At 35.4% G+C, this 16,810-nt stretch carries 17 protein-coding genes and 1 tRNA gene; 5 read left to right on the forward strand and 13 right to left on the reverse strand.

Features of this window, described 5'->3' with window-relative positions; translation table 11 throughout:
- The first annotated feature begins 164 nt into the window (after positions 1 to 164).
- Positions 165 to 293: a hypothetical protein gene (locus DCS32_RS16270; RefSeq protein ID WP_262497458.1), complete on the forward strand. Its 129-nt coding sequence runs from the start codon at positions 165 to 167 to the stop codon at positions 291 to 293.
- Positions 294 to 498: 205 nt separating this feature from the next.
- Entirely contained in the window at positions 499 to 1,263 is a 765-nt protein-coding gene (locus DCS32_RS03340; RefSeq protein WP_239057557.1) for a hypothetical protein, read from the forward strand.
- Positions 1,264 to 1,357: 94 nt separating this feature from the next.
- Here the strand turns inward: DCS32_RS03340 and DCS32_RS03345 are convergent, their stop codons facing one another.
- From DCS32_RS03345 to DCS32_RS03365, 6 genes are all read right to left on the reverse strand, one after another.
- Positions 1,358 to 2,218 carry a DUF6371 domain-containing protein gene (locus DCS32_RS03345; protein ID WP_108876987.1) on the reverse strand — a complete coding sequence of 287 codons (861 nt, stop codon included), beginning with the start codon at positions 2,216 to 2,218 and terminating at the stop codon, positions 1,358 to 1,360.
- A 74-nt stretch (positions 2,219 to 2,292) separates the two neighbouring features.
- Positions 2,293 to 2,490 carry a hypothetical protein gene (locus DCS32_RS03350; protein ID WP_108876988.1) on the reverse strand — a complete coding sequence of 66 codons (198 nt, stop codon included), beginning with the start codon at positions 2,488 to 2,490 and terminating at the stop codon, positions 2,293 to 2,295.
- 3 nt (positions 2,491 to 2,493) lie between these two features.
- The gene (locus DCS32_RS03355; RefSeq protein WP_108876989.1) at positions 2,494 to 3,519 is read right to left on the reverse strand and encodes an AAA family ATPase; all 1,026 of its coding nucleotides are present in this window, start codon (positions 3,517 to 3,519) and stop codon (positions 2,494 to 2,496) included.
- Entirely contained in the window at positions 3,512 to 3,685 is a 174-nt protein-coding gene (locus DCS32_RS16035; protein ID WP_162533584.1) for a hypothetical protein, read from the reverse strand. The genes DCS32_RS03355 and DCS32_RS16035 overlap by 8 nt, the downstream gene beginning before the upstream one ends.
- A gap of 179 nt (positions 3,686 to 3,864) precedes the next feature.
- Positions 3,865 to 4,830 (reverse strand): hypothetical protein, encoded by a 966-nt coding sequence (locus tag DCS32_RS03360; protein ID WP_108876990.1) that lies wholly within the window; start codon positions 4,828 to 4,830, stop codon positions 3,865 to 3,867.
- Entirely contained in the window at positions 4,830 to 5,918 is a 1,089-nt protein-coding gene (locus DCS32_RS03365; protein ID WP_204161797.1) for a tyrosine-type recombinase/integrase, read from the reverse strand. Before DCS32_RS03365 ends, DCS32_RS03360 begins: the two co-directional genes overlap by 1 nt.
- A gap of 302 nt (positions 5,919 to 6,220) precedes the next feature.
- On the opposite strand from DCS32_RS03365, the gene DCS32_RS03370 reads away from it, so the two are divergent.
- Positions 6,221 to 6,481: a transposase family protein gene (locus DCS32_RS03370; RefSeq protein ID WP_239057517.1), complete on the forward strand. Its 261-nt coding sequence runs from the start codon at positions 6,221 to 6,223 to the stop codon at positions 6,479 to 6,481.
- A 19-nt stretch (positions 6,482 to 6,500) separates the two neighbouring features.
- The gene (locus DCS32_RS03375) at positions 6,501 to 7,454 is read left to right on the forward strand and encodes a transposase (protein WP_108876992.1); all 954 of its coding nucleotides are present in this window, start codon (positions 6,501 to 6,503) and stop codon (positions 7,452 to 7,454) included.
- A 209-nt stretch (positions 7,455 to 7,663) separates the two neighbouring features.
- Here the strand turns inward: DCS32_RS03375 and DCS32_RS03385 are convergent.
- A tRNA-Met gene (locus DCS32_RS03385) sits at positions 7,664 to 7,736 on the reverse strand.
- A 163-nt stretch (positions 7,737 to 7,899) separates the two neighbouring features.
- Here DCS32_RS03385 and DCS32_RS03390 point away from each other — a divergent pair.
- Positions 7,900 to 9,456: a hypothetical protein gene (locus DCS32_RS03390; protein WP_108876994.1), complete on the forward strand. Its 1,557-nt coding sequence runs from the start codon at positions 7,900 to 7,902 to the stop codon at positions 9,454 to 9,456.
- A 4-nt stretch (positions 9,457 to 9,460) separates the two neighbouring features.
- On the opposite strand, the gene DCS32_RS03395 is transcribed toward DCS32_RS03390, so the two are convergent.
- From DCS32_RS03395 to DCS32_RS03420, 6 genes are all read right to left on the reverse strand, one after another.
- Positions 9,461 to 9,817, reverse strand: coding sequence for an STAS/SEC14 domain-containing protein (locus DCS32_RS03395; RefSeq protein WP_108876995.1), 357 nt, complete (start codon positions 9,815 to 9,817; stop codon positions 9,461 to 9,463).
- 69 nt (positions 9,818 to 9,886) lie between these two features.
- Positions 9,887 to 10,066, reverse strand: a complete 180-nt coding sequence (locus DCS32_RS03400; RefSeq protein ID WP_013751183.1) for a CPXCG motif-containing cysteine-rich protein — start codon at positions 10,064 to 10,066, stop codon at positions 9,887 to 9,889.
- A gap of 52 nt (positions 10,067 to 10,118) precedes the next feature.
- Complete coding sequence (locus DCS32_RS03405) at positions 10,119 to 11,453, reverse strand: TolC family protein (protein WP_108876996.1); 1,335 nt, start codon at positions 11,451 to 11,453, stop codon at positions 10,119 to 10,121.
- Positions 11,453 to 12,136, reverse strand: coding sequence for a hypothetical protein (locus DCS32_RS03410; protein ID WP_108876997.1), 684 nt, complete (start codon positions 12,134 to 12,136; stop codon positions 11,453 to 11,455). Before DCS32_RS03410 ends, DCS32_RS03405 begins: the two co-directional genes overlap by 1 nt.
- 1 nt (position 12,137) lies before the next feature.
- Positions 12,138 to 15,386 (reverse strand): efflux RND transporter permease subunit, encoded by a 3,249-nt coding sequence (locus tag DCS32_RS03415; protein WP_108876998.1) that lies wholly within the window; start codon positions 15,384 to 15,386, stop codon positions 12,138 to 12,140.
- 1 nt (position 15,387) lies between these two features.
- Positions 15,388 to 16,524 carry an efflux RND transporter periplasmic adaptor subunit gene (locus DCS32_RS03420; protein ID WP_108876999.1) on the reverse strand — a complete coding sequence of 379 codons (1,137 nt, stop codon included), beginning with the start codon at positions 16,522 to 16,524 and terminating at the stop codon, positions 15,388 to 15,390.
- Positions 16,525 to 16,810: the final 286 nt, after the last annotated feature.

A 16,810-nucleotide genomic window follows, 5' to 3' on the forward strand; every position in this document is an offset into this window, starting at 1 on the left:
AGAACCATAAGGCGCAAATTCCATCTAAGTACTCTAATTAAAATTACTCATGTTTTCAATTATCGATTAAAATTTGACAAACTGATTTTATATAACCTATAAATTGCACCCAGATTGGTGTTTGAGCTACCAACAAATGCTCTTATTTATAAAAATTAGTAATTATGTCAAAAAAACCAATGACTTCAAGTGCAGCAAGTAGAATACAATCATCAACTGCAAAAACATCAGGAACCGTATCTAAAAATAGCTTTGCTGCACGCGCGACAAGTGCAGCTACTAAAACAAAATAATTATGAGCGCATTTAAAGAAGATTACCAGCCCACGCAAGATGACTTGGATAATAGATCTGATCAACTTAACCCTAACAATGATGAGTATAAGGGAGATAATGATTAACGTAAAATGATAATTAACTACATTTATCCCGCTCACTAAGAGCGGGTTTTTTTATGAAAGCTATCCTACCACATTTATTCGAATTTATAAATTCTAAGATGCCTCATTACATAGGTGTTTTTGAAAAACTAGCCATACAAAGAAGTGGATCTAAGGAGGTATTTAAAGCTAAACTTGCGGAGCGCATTGAATCTGACGGCGAAGCCAAAGCTACCTTAGATATTCTTTTTCCAGTAAGAGAATGGAATGAAGAGAGCATAGAGCTCATTCAGCAAGCTGAACACATGAGGGGACTAAATGACTTTATAACTGGCGTCGTACAAACTGACTTGATGAATACCTTTATAGATCTAGACGCATTATTTAAGCATACCCACCCCCTAGCATTAGTATTGGCAGGCTTTGGAATATTTGAATGGTTGAATACGAATATGCTATCCATGGAGTCACTGGAACATGACATTAATATGAGTAAGAACACTCGTCGCACTTGGCTTAAGTTCTTTTTTGAAAAGCCAACTGATAGCTTAGAAATTACAACTAAGCCACACAAGTTCTACAAGGTGCGTAAAATAAGCCCAAAGGATTACTTTCATATATGGGGTAAATTCATCACAGTAGACATGGACTATTTTGATGATGACTTTAAAGAGAGAATAGCTGCACTAAAACAAGGATGGGTTGTTTCTAAAAAAGATCTAAAGAATAAATACAACAAAAGATCTGAAGATATTAAAATAGCGTTAGAAGACGCAGTTGAACAGCCAGACTATCCAAGCTCATGGCCAAAGGTAATCCCAGATAAAGACAAATTTCCTTATAGTGTTTCTCTTTTTATTGCTCGAGAATTAAGCTTGATGTAATTACCACTTATTCCATTTACTTTGAAATGGCACATATTAATACTTTTCTATTCATAGGAGTGATGTATTAGATATTTCAGTTTCTCTACGAAACTTACATAGAAATTACTAAATCAACAAGATCACCTCCCTCTTTCAAAACTTGACTTTCTAATAGATCACTACAATTTATATGATAACCTTGCCCGTTCAGGTCTTTACATTTGTTATTCCAATCATTAAACTCTGTCTTATCAGGATATGCAATGATATTATATTCCTTTAGAGGTTGTAGTAAAGATTCCTTAAAATTAGATTTGCTGCCAGTTGCCAGCCATGTATACTCAGGAAACATTAAACTCATAACGATTGCTGTCTTTTCTGACTCTGTAATACAAACTGTTGAGAATGTGTTACAGTCAATTATATTATGTAATCCAAATAGACATTGATGTAATATAAAGTTATCAAGCTGTAATACTTTGTGCATCCAGCTTATGCGGTTGTACGGTTTCTTGACTCGTTTACCAGTATGCTCAGTATACTGCATTACTTTTCCACCTCTAAGGCGTTTTTCCATATCCATTTGAAAGAATACAGTTGCTCCTTTCCAATATGAACACGTACCTATATGATAGTTTTTAAAAACTTCTAGTACTTGACCGAAATTAAAATGTTTCAATAGGTAATTAAACAGATTATTAGATGCATAATTATTACAGTATTTAAAGAGAAGATCATCGTCATGGTATGTTGGCTTCTGAGGTACTATTTTATGTATTACATCATATGACAAAACACTATTTCCATAAGGCTTACTAAAATAGCCGCATTTACTTTCTCTATCACATCGTCCTAAAGTAGATTTCAGATAGCCACCATCTTGCTTATCGAGATATCTCACAAAACTTTTCTTTGAGCACTTAGGGCAAACATATTTCTTACTAGAGCCATCTAATACGTATCTATAATTCATGAGCTGATAGTTTATACTCGTACCAATCGTACTAATAAAATGGTACGATTGGTACGAATAGCTTTTTGTGTAGTTTACTTCTTGTTAAAATGATTTTCAATCAAATAAATCTCCATTTCCCTAACAGTAATATCTGGGAAGTGTTTTTTACTTCTTTTAGGCTCTCGAGCACTAGTTTGAACATTAAATTCATTCTTCATCATGTGGTACAACTTCTCAAACTCTTCCTTAGGAAGTGTTTTAACAAGGTTATATACCACTTGAGCATTCATAGATTAGCAGTTGAGCTTATTTCTTCTTTTTCTTATAGCTCCTTCACTCAATCCTAATTCCTTCCCTATCTCAACATTATTTTTCCCTTGCTGTATCAAGTCTACCATCTTTGCATCCCTAGTATCAATAGAAGCAGTTGTCGCAGTCTTTAAATGTTCAAGCTCATTCGTATACTCCAGAAAATTAAATTTTAAGAAATTGAGCTCTTTGCGTATCTCGCATAGAATCACATTTTCACCATGATAAATATGCTCTGTATTACGTTGTTTTATTTGCTTTATATACCTGTGAGACACTTCTAAAGTACTCGCGCCTATAGCAAAACAACTGTCACAAAAATTCATAAGCATTTTGCTTCCTGCTAGATCATTTTTAGTGAGAGGTACAGAATTATCCCTCTTAGGAGTATGTGCAAGCACTAAAATTGAAACAGTGGTAGACTTAGTTATTTTTTTCAGAAGCTTCATTAGGTTAAGTGCATACTTAGCCTTCTCGCTATCTGAATTTAGATACGTTAGATTATCTATGATTATGACATCAGCACCGTTACCTACAATTGTAGCCTCAAGAGTCCCACAGAGATAATCCTCTATGGATTTATATTCTTTTGGTAGGTCTAATTCCGGATTTAGCTCTGCTCTATGAAATAAGTTGTCAAATGTGTAATGACTAGAATACTCTACAGAGTATCTATTTTCAAATTGTTTATCCGAAAGTTCAAAATCTAGGTATAAGACTTTTTTAGGTTCACACTCTAGTTTGAATCCATCAATAGCAACTCCTCTACTAAGACTATCAGCTATTTGTACTGCAAGTATTGACTTTCCCTGATTTGTATCTGCAAACAATATGGCTAGCTCATTCTCATACCACAATTCACTAAACAACATGTTTGGAATAGGCCTAGATTTGGCATCATCAATCCACTTATTTACAGGCTTAATAATTAAACAATTGTTTGTAGTTCTTTCATCTTCTAGATCTTCTTTCCTTCGCTGGAGATCATCAGCAATGATGGATCTATTCATCACCCTGATAGTAATAGAAAGGTAGCTCACAATCTTCTAGGGCATCTACAAGAAAATCTCTTATAAATTCTGAGACAGTGACCTCATAGTGCGCTGCGAGTTTCTCTAAATAAGTTTTATATTCAGCATCAACTCTGAATATTACTGTTGCTTTCTTTTTGTCCATAATGTTTAGTTCTAATTAAAAAATAGTTAGAGTAAACACCGAGAAAAGAATAATAGATTCCTACACCTGATCAGTAGTGTTTACTGGGCGCAAGATTGTGAAAGCCAAAGAGTTGAACTAGGGTATATTTAAGGGTAGAAAAGGGGTAGACATGGGGTAATTTGTTGAAATTTAAAATTCTAGTGATCTTCAAAGAATTTATCCCACTCATTTCTGAAAAGATTTTTCTTTTCATCGTGAGCATCACTTTTATCTCGGTGTTTCAATTTGTTAAAATTAGAAGGGAAATTTTCTACTATCAAATCTGAAAATTCTCTCATAGACAAGTAAATTGTTTTCACCTCATGTTTTAAAAAATCAAAAAGCGCTATCCCATACGCTTGTGATCTATAATCTTCTATAGATAAAATATAGTCTATAAAGAGAATGGTATCGAAAGAATCTATTTTAGTTCTATTCTTCTTATAGATCTTATCTAAGATAAGATTGCGATCATTACTTTTCTGATTCTCAAAACCGAATAAATCATTTAAGTATTGTAGTATTAAATATTCATTTTCAAACTTGAGTATTTGTTTTAAGTTCTTGGAGCTGTTCAATAGATTCCCATTAAAAAAATCTCTCTCTCCAAACAAATATTTACGAATGATATCTGACTCATTTACTAAATCCTCGCCAAGAAACCCGCGCTCAATAAATAAATTGCTCATTCTAGGTGCACTTGGGTCTGTACCTGGCAGACCACTATAGTTATACTCTTTACTTATATCAATCCAATTATCGTAGTACTTATTAAAATAACTTAATCCTTTTTTTTTCTTATATGTGAGTTTCCGACCAAAACATTTCCTCTTGAATTTCATCTTGAACAGTTCTAAATCACCTCCCACATATCCTTTATAATTTTCCAAAAGATAATCTCTTAATTCAAGTCCTAAACTAGTCGCAATTTTTTTTCCATAACTGTTTTGATTCAATTCAGGCTTAAGAGATAAATTTCCACCCATGGACATATTACCCAAAGAAAAATTTCCTAATGAAATAGTATTTTGAATTAATTTTTTTTCTTTCAAAAACTTAATGTAGCACTCCTCCGTTTTAATGGCTTCTGTATCACTGATTAAACCAAAATTTTTAAATTGCATTATTTCAACATGTTAGAGTAATCCTGAGGTAGCACTGCGTCAATATCTCTTAAATATTGCTCTAGTGCTTTCATTGTAGAATGACCCGTGATTAGCATTAATTTACTTTTTACTTCATTTGGAGTTAGTTTTATGGCAAGTTTTTTATAAAGCTTAGTTATAAATGTGTGCCTAAAACTATACAAACCGTAGTCTGTACCTAAAGAAAAATGATCTTTAACTGTTTTAAAACGTTTTGAAAAGTGACCACTCCTATTGCCTTCTTTTGCCTCCCAGAGACCACCTATTCTGTCTGGCGTAAATAAAAGAGCATTACTATCAAGTTTCTCCAATCCAGAAAGCTTATCTAATAAGATATCTGGGATAATTTTAGTTTTGACAGGTTGATTCTTAGCTCTCACATAGAGTTTTTTATCTTTTAAGTCTAAATCACCTATTCTTAATCTACATACTTCAATAGGCCTTAAGAAATTATAAGAAATGAATTGAACAAAGAGTAACAAAATGGGATCATTAACTTTCATATAATGAAAGACATCTTCTACCTGTTTAGGAGTGTACGTCTTGTTTCTCTCAGGCACAGATTTAAGTACATTAATCTTTTTGACAAAATTTTCTTGTACTACATCATTATCCTCCAAAACTTGAAATAATGAGGAAATAGCAGTCCTTGTATTGTTTCGATTGCGTGCGCTGGTTAGTTGTAACACACTGTTCAAATATTGTATTACAGACTTCTTCTGTATAGTTGTGATGCAGTTTTCTTCCGTATAGCTATTATCGCTTAACCATACTTCAAACCTTTTGATCCTACTTTTAAATTTCGGAAAAGAATTTTCATTAAGAATACGCTGCTTAGTCTCTAGACCTAATTGAAAAGCGTCTTTAATAGACATCTGGATAGCATTATCAACTTGTAATACAGGATTAGATTGTTGTATTACACTAGTAACTGTAGCATTTATAGCTTGACCAATTTTTTCTTTCTCTTGTGATTGAAGGTATTCCTTTACGGATTTGTTGTCTACAAATGGATTATATCCTGCTTCGAGAAGATTCTCTATTGCTGATTTTACAATCTTTAGCATTTTCCACCTCCTAGCCTTGTCATGATAAGTGTTCACACTTGCCTTTAGATTAGTCTGTCTTTCGAGTTTTCCTGTTTGAGGATTTCTATAGGAGTAGTATACGTACCAATTTTTAGATAAAGCAACTTCTTTCTGCTCCTTTGAGGGATCATTCTCAAAAGTTGTGTGTGAATTGGATAATTTTTAGATTTTTGTAATAAAGCCTAGCCTTGGACAACTATCTAGAATTACTAAAACTCATTCTCCCAGAATTTCTCATTAACCACTTCGATCTGGTCAGAAACACCAAGAATGGTGAAGTAATGCATCTTTATTTTGAGGAGCGTAACGAGACTCCAAAAGAAGAATATATCCGCATACTTATTGCACACGGTTTTCACAAAGAGGTCACGATTCAAGATTTTCCTCTACGTGGCAATACTGTTTATCTCCACGTAAAGCGACGCAGGTGGATTGACAAGCAAACCAAAGAGATAGTTCAAAGAGACTGGAACCTAGTAGCACAGGGAACACGGATGACCGCCGAGTTTGCTGATTTTTTAAAAGAAATTAGTCAATACTAGAGCCTCGGACTGTCATACTATCGGGCGTTTTTATGGCGTTAATGGAAAGAAGCTACAGCGCCAGTACAAAGATTATCTAAGTGACTTTAAAAACTGGGATCAAAAGAAGCACGCAAAACAGTACCTGATTTTTCCAGAGAATATAGGACCTTACTTATCTATAGACGAGACCGCATTATCCAAAGGAGAACTCTATACGATTATTACCAATAAAAAAGCCAAAGGAAAGAAAGGCAGTATTGTTGCCATCTTCAAGGGAACAAAAGCAGAACCAATCATAGCACAACTGCTGAAAATATCTGCTAAGAAAAGAGCCAAGGTAATAGAGATAACCCTTGATATGGCTAACACTATGAAAACTATTTGTAAAAAATGTTTCCCGAAAGCTATACAGGTTACAGACCGATTCCATGTACAAAAACTAGCACTAGAGGCGCTACAAGACATTCGTGTCAAACATAGATGGGAAGCAATAGACCTAGAGAATGAAAACATAAAACTAGCACGAGTCAACAACACACCCCATCAACCTGAAATCTTTGAAAATGGTGATACCAGAAAGCAGCTTTTAGCAAGAAGTAGATATCTACTTTATAAAGCACCCAGCAAATGGACAAAAAATCAACACCACAGAAGTAAAGTTCTCTTCAAGGAATATCCAGATATAAAAACTGCATTTAATCTAGTACAAGGTCTAATAAATATCTTTAATACAGGAAGATCAATAGAAACAGCATATACCAAATTAGCACACTGGTACAGTGACGTCGAAAAAACAGGTTACAAAGCATTTAATTCAATCGTAAACACGATAAGCCTTAACTATAGATCAATATTAAACTACTTTATAAATAGAAGCACAAACGCGTCAGCAGAATCATTCAATGCGAAAATCAAGGCGTTTAGAGCTCAATTTAGAGGTGTGAAAAATGTAGAATTCTTTCTTTATAGATTAACAACAATATTTGCATAAACACAACAATTGGTCTTGATCCCCTTTGAGAGCTTTGACCAATTAAAAATATCCACTCCTCCAGTATAAAATTTAGGCTCAGAATAATTAAGTTTCATGGTCGAATCGTGTACGTTAGCGTGTACTTTGAGTAAATGTAAAAAAAGTGAAGGCATAAAAAAAACGGATAGTGAAACACTATCCGTTGATTTTGTTGGCGTTAGCCTTAGTAGCGGGAACTGGACTCGAACCAGTGACCTTCGGGTTATGAGCCCGACGAGCTGCCTACTGCTCTATCCCGCGATATATGTTCCAGTAACACGTTTCTTGATTAGGCCATCAGTACTGCGTTAATTGGAGTGCAAATATACAACAAACTTTTCCTTATTACCAAATCACAAAGGGCATATTTAACAAGAAATCACAAACTTTTTTCTCAGCCATTACTGCATACTATATTTAACCTATGAATAAAAAAACAAGAACAATTCTCATCTCGCTAGTAATCTTAACACTAGCGCTACTTACAGCTCAAATTCTTATAAATCGAGTTGTAAAAAATAAAGCAGAATTCTTTTTAAAAAATAGGCTGCCAGAACATTTTACTGTCTCATATAGCGATATAAATCTAAAAAGCTTCTCTGGAACCATCACTATTGTAGATCCAGAAGTGCATATTCAGAACAAAACGGATACTATAACGCACACAATTGTTAAGGCAACCTCATTTACAATTGAAGATGTAAGCTATTGGAGTTATCTAGTGAATAAAGAAATCAATATAGAAGATATTAAACTTGATGGCGCAGCAATTACTTACAGCAAGCATAAATTCAAGAAATCAACAGATACGGTAAGAAAACCTCTTGCCAAAGTTTTTAAACCTATCCTGGTTGAAGGGTTAAGTATAGAGAATGCCTCATTGACAATTTATGATGGAACAAAAGATTCAATATCCGTTAGCGTAGGAGATATCGCTTTAGAAATAGACGACATCTATATAGATAGTAAAACTCTTTCAAGAAAGTTACCTCTAGATTACTCGGACTACAATGCTAATGGTTCTGACATATCTCTAAAAGTAGGCAAATACGAACGACTCACTCTTGAAGATTTTACCATAACTAATAGAAAAGGACGTTTCAACAATGTCACACTGAAAACAAAATATAGTAAGGCTGACCTCTCAAATATAACTCCAATAGAAAAAGATCATTTCAATCTCGCAATAGCAGCGATTGAAATAGATAATCCCACTTTTGGATTTGAAAATAGTGAGTTATTTGCAGGAGCTAACTCAATTACCATTAGCAAGCCTACTTTAGAGGTTTATAGAGACAAGCTAGTTACTGATGATAATAGTTACAAGCCTCTTTATAGTAAAATGCTCAGGGACGCTCCTATTAACCTCCTAGTAGATGATGTTACTATTAAAAATGGTAGTATTGTTTATCAAGAAAAATTAAAGGATGATAATCAAGGAGGACGCATTGAATTTTCTGCTCTTAATGCATCTATAAACAAACTAGGAAACACATATCCCGCTGGAGATCAAACATCCTTAAACATCACCGCTACTTTTATGGATAACACTCCTATTGAAGTAGATTGGTCTTTTGATGTAAATGATAAAAATGATCTGTTTCTATTTAAAGGAAGTATAGGCAAATTACCAGGAGAACAGATGAATCAATTTACCGCTCCCAATCTAAATATTAAACTCACAGGTGAAACTTACCAAACCTACTTTACCATAGACGGTAATGCTAGCAAATCTAGCATTGATATGCGTATGAAATATGACGATTTTGAGATTGAAATAATGCGCAAAAGAGGAAAAGGCATTAACAAGTTACTATCTAAGGTTGTAAACCTGTTTATTAAAGAAGATAGTGATGACAAACCTACAGATTTTAGAGAAGGCTCTGGTGAGACAGAAAGAGACACAACGAAGTCATTCTTCAATTATCTCTGGCTTAACCTTAAGTCTGGATTAATAGCAACACTAGCAGGAAAAGGATAAATTCTTATTTTTTCATAACCCAGCACAGAGCATCTACACGTTTTTTTGACGGGTAAGCCTTCACATCTGAGGTCATTAATAAATCCTTGAGACGCACTACGCGGCGTATCCATGATCTGTTAGATACAATCACTAATCTATTGATACGCTTAGCATAAGAAATATCAAAAAATGTATGGTCAATAAATGCTCTTATTTCAATCTCATCCACATCGTCCTCCTCAAGGTAAATATTGATTTTATCGTGACTCTCAAGCTTTTTCTCTATCGCTGCCTTCACTTGGTTAACACCATCTTGAGCGATTTTGTTTTCATAAACAAATCCTAGGGTGTCATCTGCGATATTAAGTTCTATTATCATAAACTATTTATTGATAGAAATATAAATATTTAATAAATAAAAAATAACGCCCAAATGTAAGAAAATGGGCTATTGTTCAATGTCTATAGCAGAGAATGAAGTTAACGTTCCATCCTCAAAACCTACTTGTAATTCAATAGGATTACAGCACACTTCACAATCTTCTACATAAACACTACTTATGGATGGATCTAAGAGCATAGAAATCTCTTCCCAACAGTAAGGGCATTGAAAAAAATGTTCGTACATGATGATCTAATTTATAGAGGGGTACGCTTTCGCGAAAGCGCCACCTACATCTTTAAAAATCTACATTAAGCAATTGACCTGTAAGCTGTAATAACTGTATCTCTGCAAGCTTTGCTGTATACTTTGCTGCGTTCTTGGTAGTCTGCGCGTTAAGAAGATTTAATTGCGCCTGACGAAATTCTATGCTAGTAATTTGACCTAACTTAAAACGCTCCTCAGATCTATCAAAGTTTGCTTTGCTCGTGATTACATTTTGTTCTTGTAAGTTATAGATAGCAAGTGCATTATAGTAATTACCCTTTGCATTCGAAATATCACGTTCTACTTGTTGTTTGAGCTGTTCTTTGATATACTCTTGACTATCAAGTGCAATTTTAGCATTCTTAATACCTACAATAGATCTACCTCCATCAAATAAATTCCATCGTAAAGTCGCACCCGTTTGAAAACCTGTAGATGTACTTGAAGCAAGAAAGTTAGTCGCCGGAAAATTCCCTTCATTCCACCCATAACTACCTGTGATTCCCACAGTAGGAAGTAACAGTGATTTAGCCTGCTTTATCTGGTAATCACTTATGATTATATTTTGTTCTGACTGCAAAAGCGAAATATTATTTACAGTCCCTTCATTAATATACTCCTCTATACTTATAGGATTTATAAAAGCAACTGTGGTGTCTGCCACTTTCAGGTCTTCTAGCTCTCTTGCAAGAACCACATTAAGATCACGCTGTGCATTGCGCAGCTGCTGTCTTGCATTGAGAATATTTGTACTATCAGTTACAATATCTACTTGTGCGTTGAGTACCTCAAGCTTATTTACTTGCCCGTAATCAAATTGATATTGCGCTCTAAGCTCACGCTCTTTTGATATCTCAAGTGCATTTTCTAGGACACCCAGATTCTCCTCAACACGTGCAACCTCATAATACACTGTAAAGAGCTGCACCATCACATTCTCTATAGTCTCCCTAGCCTGCAACTTAGATAAACCATATTGTTCTTTGAGAGTTTTATAGTTATAATACCTTCCTAAACCATCAAATAGGGTGTAGTCAAGATTTACAGATGCGTTGTATCTTGTCGTCTCTGCTCCATTTACAGACCTTGATGTACCGTCTTGAAAAGTAGCTTCTTGATTATCTACATTATAATTAATACCCGCCGTAGTACTTATCGTAGGTAAATATCCTGTATTCAAAATCCCCGTATTATTTTCGGCAACTGCCACTTGATTATTGGCAAGTAGAATCCCAAAATTATTCTCAAGCATAGTACGCACTGCCTCTTCCTTAGTAAGTAATGAAGTGGGAGTTTCTTGAGAGTACGCTTTCGCGAAAGCAAACATTAAAATAAATACTGCTATATGTTGTACTGAAAGTTTCATTATTGATTCCTTAATATGTTATGCAATAGCGCTTCCATCGTGAGTTTTTGAACTAAATTATGTGGGGAAGTACGCATAATCTCAATCTCGCCAGCACTTAAAATAAGTTCATCTTCTCCTTCTTCTTCTAGTTTTAAATCGGCTGTATTAAATGTTTGCTCATCCTTAATATCACCTTTTTTAATGGTTACAGTATCTTGTTGTTGTACAAGTAAAAACGAGTTATAATCTAAGAAACGATTTATGCCTCCTAGCATTTTAAAACCTATGAGACCCAAACTTATCATGAAAGCGTAGGTGAATAGTTTTGTAAGTGTAAATTCATTACTTCCAGTAAAAATAGCAAGTAACAACCAGCAATGAATGAGTCCTACAAGTGATAAAATCACTCCTACGACAACTGCTGCTATGTCCATTAATTTTGCGCCAGAAGCTCTGCGTATGGTGATAGTACCGCTTTGCTCGTCCTTCACATGTGTGAACCCAATATCCTTTAAATAGTCTAGGTTATTAATTGCAACTTCTTTTTGAGCGATTTGCGACTGTAGCTCATCTATCGCAACGTTTATAGAACGCTTGTCTATCTCCTTAAGCAAGTTAAGCTTTGCCTCGTACGTAAGTTTCTCACTTTGCTCTAGTACTGCTAGTATCTCTCGACGGGTATGATTTTTATACAAATTCATATTAAACGATGTCTGTATTATGTGGTAAAGCTGCATGATCTTCTTGAGCATCATTCTCTGCCTCTTCTTCCATCTCTTTTACTGCTCGCTCTTGATTTTCTCTAGGAGTTTTACGCCCCTTAATCAATCTATCTGTAGTAGTCTTTGCCCAGTTACTAAAGGAAAGAAAGATAGGCAACATCACGAGAGTAAGTATTGTGGCAAAACCAATTCCATAAGCAATAGAAATCGCCATTGGTATTAAAAATTGCGCTTGCCTACTTTCTTCAAAAATAAGCGGTGCAAGTCCTGCTATCGTTGTTATCGATGTCAAGAATATTGCTCTAAAACGTGAACGCCCAGCATCAAAAATAGCATCATCAAAAGTCATCCCCTCTCTAAGGTTAGTATTGAACTTACCTATGAGCACGAGGCCATCATTCACCATAATCCCTACCAGTGCAATAATACCTAACATAGATAATATATTAAGCGGGAAATCGTGTATCCAGTGTCCCCACGCTACTGCAGGAAGACTTAAGGGAATTAAAAGCAATAACATTAATGGCTGACTATAACTTCTAAAGGTAAAGGCAATCACAATGTATATAAGCGCGAGTACAGTAAGTCCTACAGGCTTTAAAGAGCCTGTTAATTTACCAGCTTCTCTATTCTGACCTTCATAAGATGGCGTTACCGTAGGATACTTTGATAAGATGTCTGGCATTACATTAGATTGTAAATCTGCCATAACATCTGTAGCACTTACCTCTTTCGGGTTTTTAAGATCTGCTAGTATTTGTATCTCTCTCCTTCCTTCTAGGTGGTTTACAGCAACATCACCTCTTTCTATGGTATAGCTCGCTATTTCATTAAGAGGCACTTTTGATCCGCTAGGAGTAAGGATGCGCATATCATCTAGATTTGTAATAGAAGACCTATTATCACGATCATAACGTACCCACACTCTTATCTCATCCTGCCCTCTTTGAAAACGCTGCGCTTGTGATCCAAAGAATCCTGCGCGCACTTGCGTCATTACTGTTTGTAAGTTAAGACCAAGTGCATAAGCAGACTCGTTAAGCTGGAGTCTTATTTCCTTAATTCCCGCTGGATCATTATCTGTTATATCCTTAAGCACAGGATTGGACTCAAGTGATTGTTTTAATTCTGCCTTTGCTGCTTTAAGCTCTGCAATATTATTTCCAAGTAAAGAAACTGCTACTGGACTTCCTCCAAAGTTTCCTCCACCACCATACACGAGACTTTCATTTCCTATTACTGGACCTACTTTCTCACGAATCATATTACCCACTAGAATGGAAGTAATATCATTAGGCCTTTCCTCACCAGGTAGTAAGTTTACACTCAATGTTGCTGTAGAAGTTCCAGGACCTAAAGTTTTTATGATATTCTCAAATAATGGTCCGTCTATTTCACTTTTATATTTTTCAGAGAGCTCTTTGTTTACTTCGACAGCTCTCATTTCAATCATAGAGATAATACTATCTGTAACACCCGCATTTGTACCGTTAGGCATGTTGAGTGTTATACGCACATTATCACTTGCAACGTTAGGAAAGAATGCTCCTCTTATAATTCCTGCTTGAAAACTCCCAGATGTTAATAGTATAAAAACTATAAAGAAAGAGAACATCAAAAACTTATAATCAAGTGCAAAACGCAATGTAGGGCTGTACACTTTATCACGTAACCATACCATTATACGGTCACCAAACTCATTGATATATCGCAGCTTTGAAAATAAATTTGCAATTCCTTTTTTAGGGCGATTATCTTGTTTTTTTAATGCTTTAGAATGTGCCAGGTGTGCTGGAAGAATAATAAGGGCCTCTACAAGTGATACTGCTAGAGTAAGCATTACAATAACAGAAACCTCTCCAAAAAACTCCCCTATTCTACCATCTAAGAATAAGAAAATACCAAAAGCAAGAATAGTTGTTAATATCGCCGAAATAATAGGAGGCAATACTTCCATGGTACCATCTACCGCAGCTTGAACTGGTGATTTACCTCGCTCATAATGCTGGTAGATATTTTCGGCAATTACGATACCATCATCTACTAGAATACCAATAACGATAATCATCCCAAATAATGATAGCACGTTTATGGTTACATTAAAATATCCCGCAAGCATAAACATTCCTAAAAAGGCTACAGGAAGTCCGAAGGCTACCCAAAATGCAAGACGCGTATTTAAAAATAATGAGAGAAATATAAGCACTAGTATCATCCCTACTACCGCATTCTCTGTAAGTAAGGCAGTACGCTGCACAAGTGTTATGGACAAATCATTTACAACGGCGAGTTGCACGTTGTTGTATTTGTCATTAAAATCTGCGATGTATTCTTTTGCTTTCTCTGCAGCACCTATGAGATCTTCTGTGTTTGTAGAGGTAATAGATACATTTACAGCAAGATTTCCATTAAAGTAATTTGCATTAGGAGTTTCAGAAAAGCGATCTCTTACGGTTGCAACATCTTTAAGACGTATTGTTCTTCCGCTAGGGTCAGATCTTACAATCACGTTTGAGAGTTCGTCGCCATAATAAGCTCTATTATTTGCTCTTATGAGATACTCCTCTGCTTCTGTTTTAATAGATCCTCCAGTAGTGAGGATATTTGATCTACTTACTGCTTGAGAAACATCTGCAAATGAAAGATTATAAGCTAGCAAGCTATTTTCGTTTACAGCGATTTCGATTTCCTCATCAGGATAACCTGATACGTTTATTTGTGAGATACCCTCAATTGCTCTTAGGTCATTCTCAACCTGCCTCCCTATCTGCTTAAGCGTAGCTAGTGTCACATCTTCTCCACTTATAGAAAAAGATATGGTCTGGCGTATCGCTTCTTGTTTTGCCACTACTAGTGGCTCCATACCAGAAGGAAATGATGGCACTCGATCTACAGCATTCTTAACTTCAAGAAGCATAAAGTCAATATCCTTTCCCTTCTCGATCTCTACATTTATATTTCCGCTATTCTCTCTTGAAGTAGAAGTTACACGCTCTACACCATCCAGCCCTTTAAGGTTATCTTCTATTTTGAGTACAATACCTTCTTCAACTTCCTGAGGAGATGCTCCAGGGTAAACAACGGTAATGTTTATGTTTTTTGAATCTACAAGTGGAAAGAATGAAGACTTTAATGATAAGGCTCCAAATATCCCAAAAACCACAAACATTAATACCACTACGTTTACGGCTACGTGGTACTTTATGAAGTACTCTATAATTTTACGCATCTTACTCTGCTGGTGCTTGTGATGAATCTTTCTCTTGGTATATTTTTACAAGCATACCTGCATATGCTCCTGGAACTGGCTTGCTTACTAGCTTTGTCCCATTAGGCACTCCTTTTACAACAACTTCTTTATCTGAGAAGTACACTGGTTTTACATCGATAATGTCAAGAATAGAATCTCTTACTGTAAAGACTTGATTATTTGGCTGCAACAATCCTCTCGCTATTGCAATCGCATCTGTCTCTTCTTTAGCTTGGAGCACAGCCTCAAGATAAACACCTTCTCTAAGAGCACTGTCTTTTACTTCTATGTATGCATTTATAGTTTGTGAAGCTTGATCTATATTTCCGTTTACTCTTGTTACCTTACCAGTGTAAGATTGATCTCCATCTATCGTTGTAAGTGCTACTTCATTACCTACTTTTAGCAAATCTGCATAATTCTTACTTATTGCAACTTCAAGCTCATAAACACTTGTGTCAATAAATTCACCTAGTTTTTGACCTGGACGTACTAGAGTTCCCTCAGTAACCAATGCCTCGGTTAGTATTCCTGTAAAAGGTGCTACTATATTGTACTTCCCAAGTCGTTGCTCGAGGTTCTTCACATTATAGTAAGAAGTCTGAATGTTACGCCCTGATATAAAATAACCTTCCTTTTCTGATGTAATTTCTGGAAGTTCAGGAGTAGATTTATTTACATCAAAGTTGTTGATATACTTCTGCCACTTCGGGTAAGCCTCTGGATAGTCTAATCTCAAATCTGGCATGATAGCAGTAATTTGATTAAACAAAGCACTTTTTTGTGATTGCACAGATGCATAATACTCTGCGCTATTTAAACGTAATATGGTTTCTCCTCTTCTATAGGTTTGACCAGGCTTGAAAAGTTTGCTGCCTTTTTGTAATATACCTTGCACCTCAGAGAACACCTCTAACCTGCGCTGTGCTACAAGATTACCATTTGCCGAAATCTCAATAGGCACTACCCCATTAACAACATCTTCTACAAAGACTGTTTTAACCACCTTTTCTGGTTTTGGTCGTGTACGTTGGTTACTAGCAACAATTGCCTCAGAAGCAAAGAAAGCGCCTATTATGAGTACTACTCCTAATAGAGAAAGGATGATTTTACGCATCGTAATTTTTTTGGTTGAAAATGACCTAATGATCAAAACGCAAAGCTAACCATGTCAAGGCGCGACAGTTGTTAACGATGTCTTAAAAAATCTCACAGCTCGTTAAACGACAAAAAACACTAGCTACACCTAAAATACTGATTCCATAGCGGATACAACACAGAGAGTCTTGAAGCGACTTCTCAACCCTAACACTCTCATTCTTAATAAAAACCAAAATAACAACAGACAACACCTTAAAAAAAACATACTCTAAAAACAAAACCCCACTTTAATAGTGGGGTTT

The organism is Dokdonia sp. Dokd-P16 (assembly GCF_003095655.1).
Classification (GTDB): domain Bacteria; phylum Bacteroidota; class Bacteroidia; order Flavobacteriales; family Flavobacteriaceae; genus Dokdonia.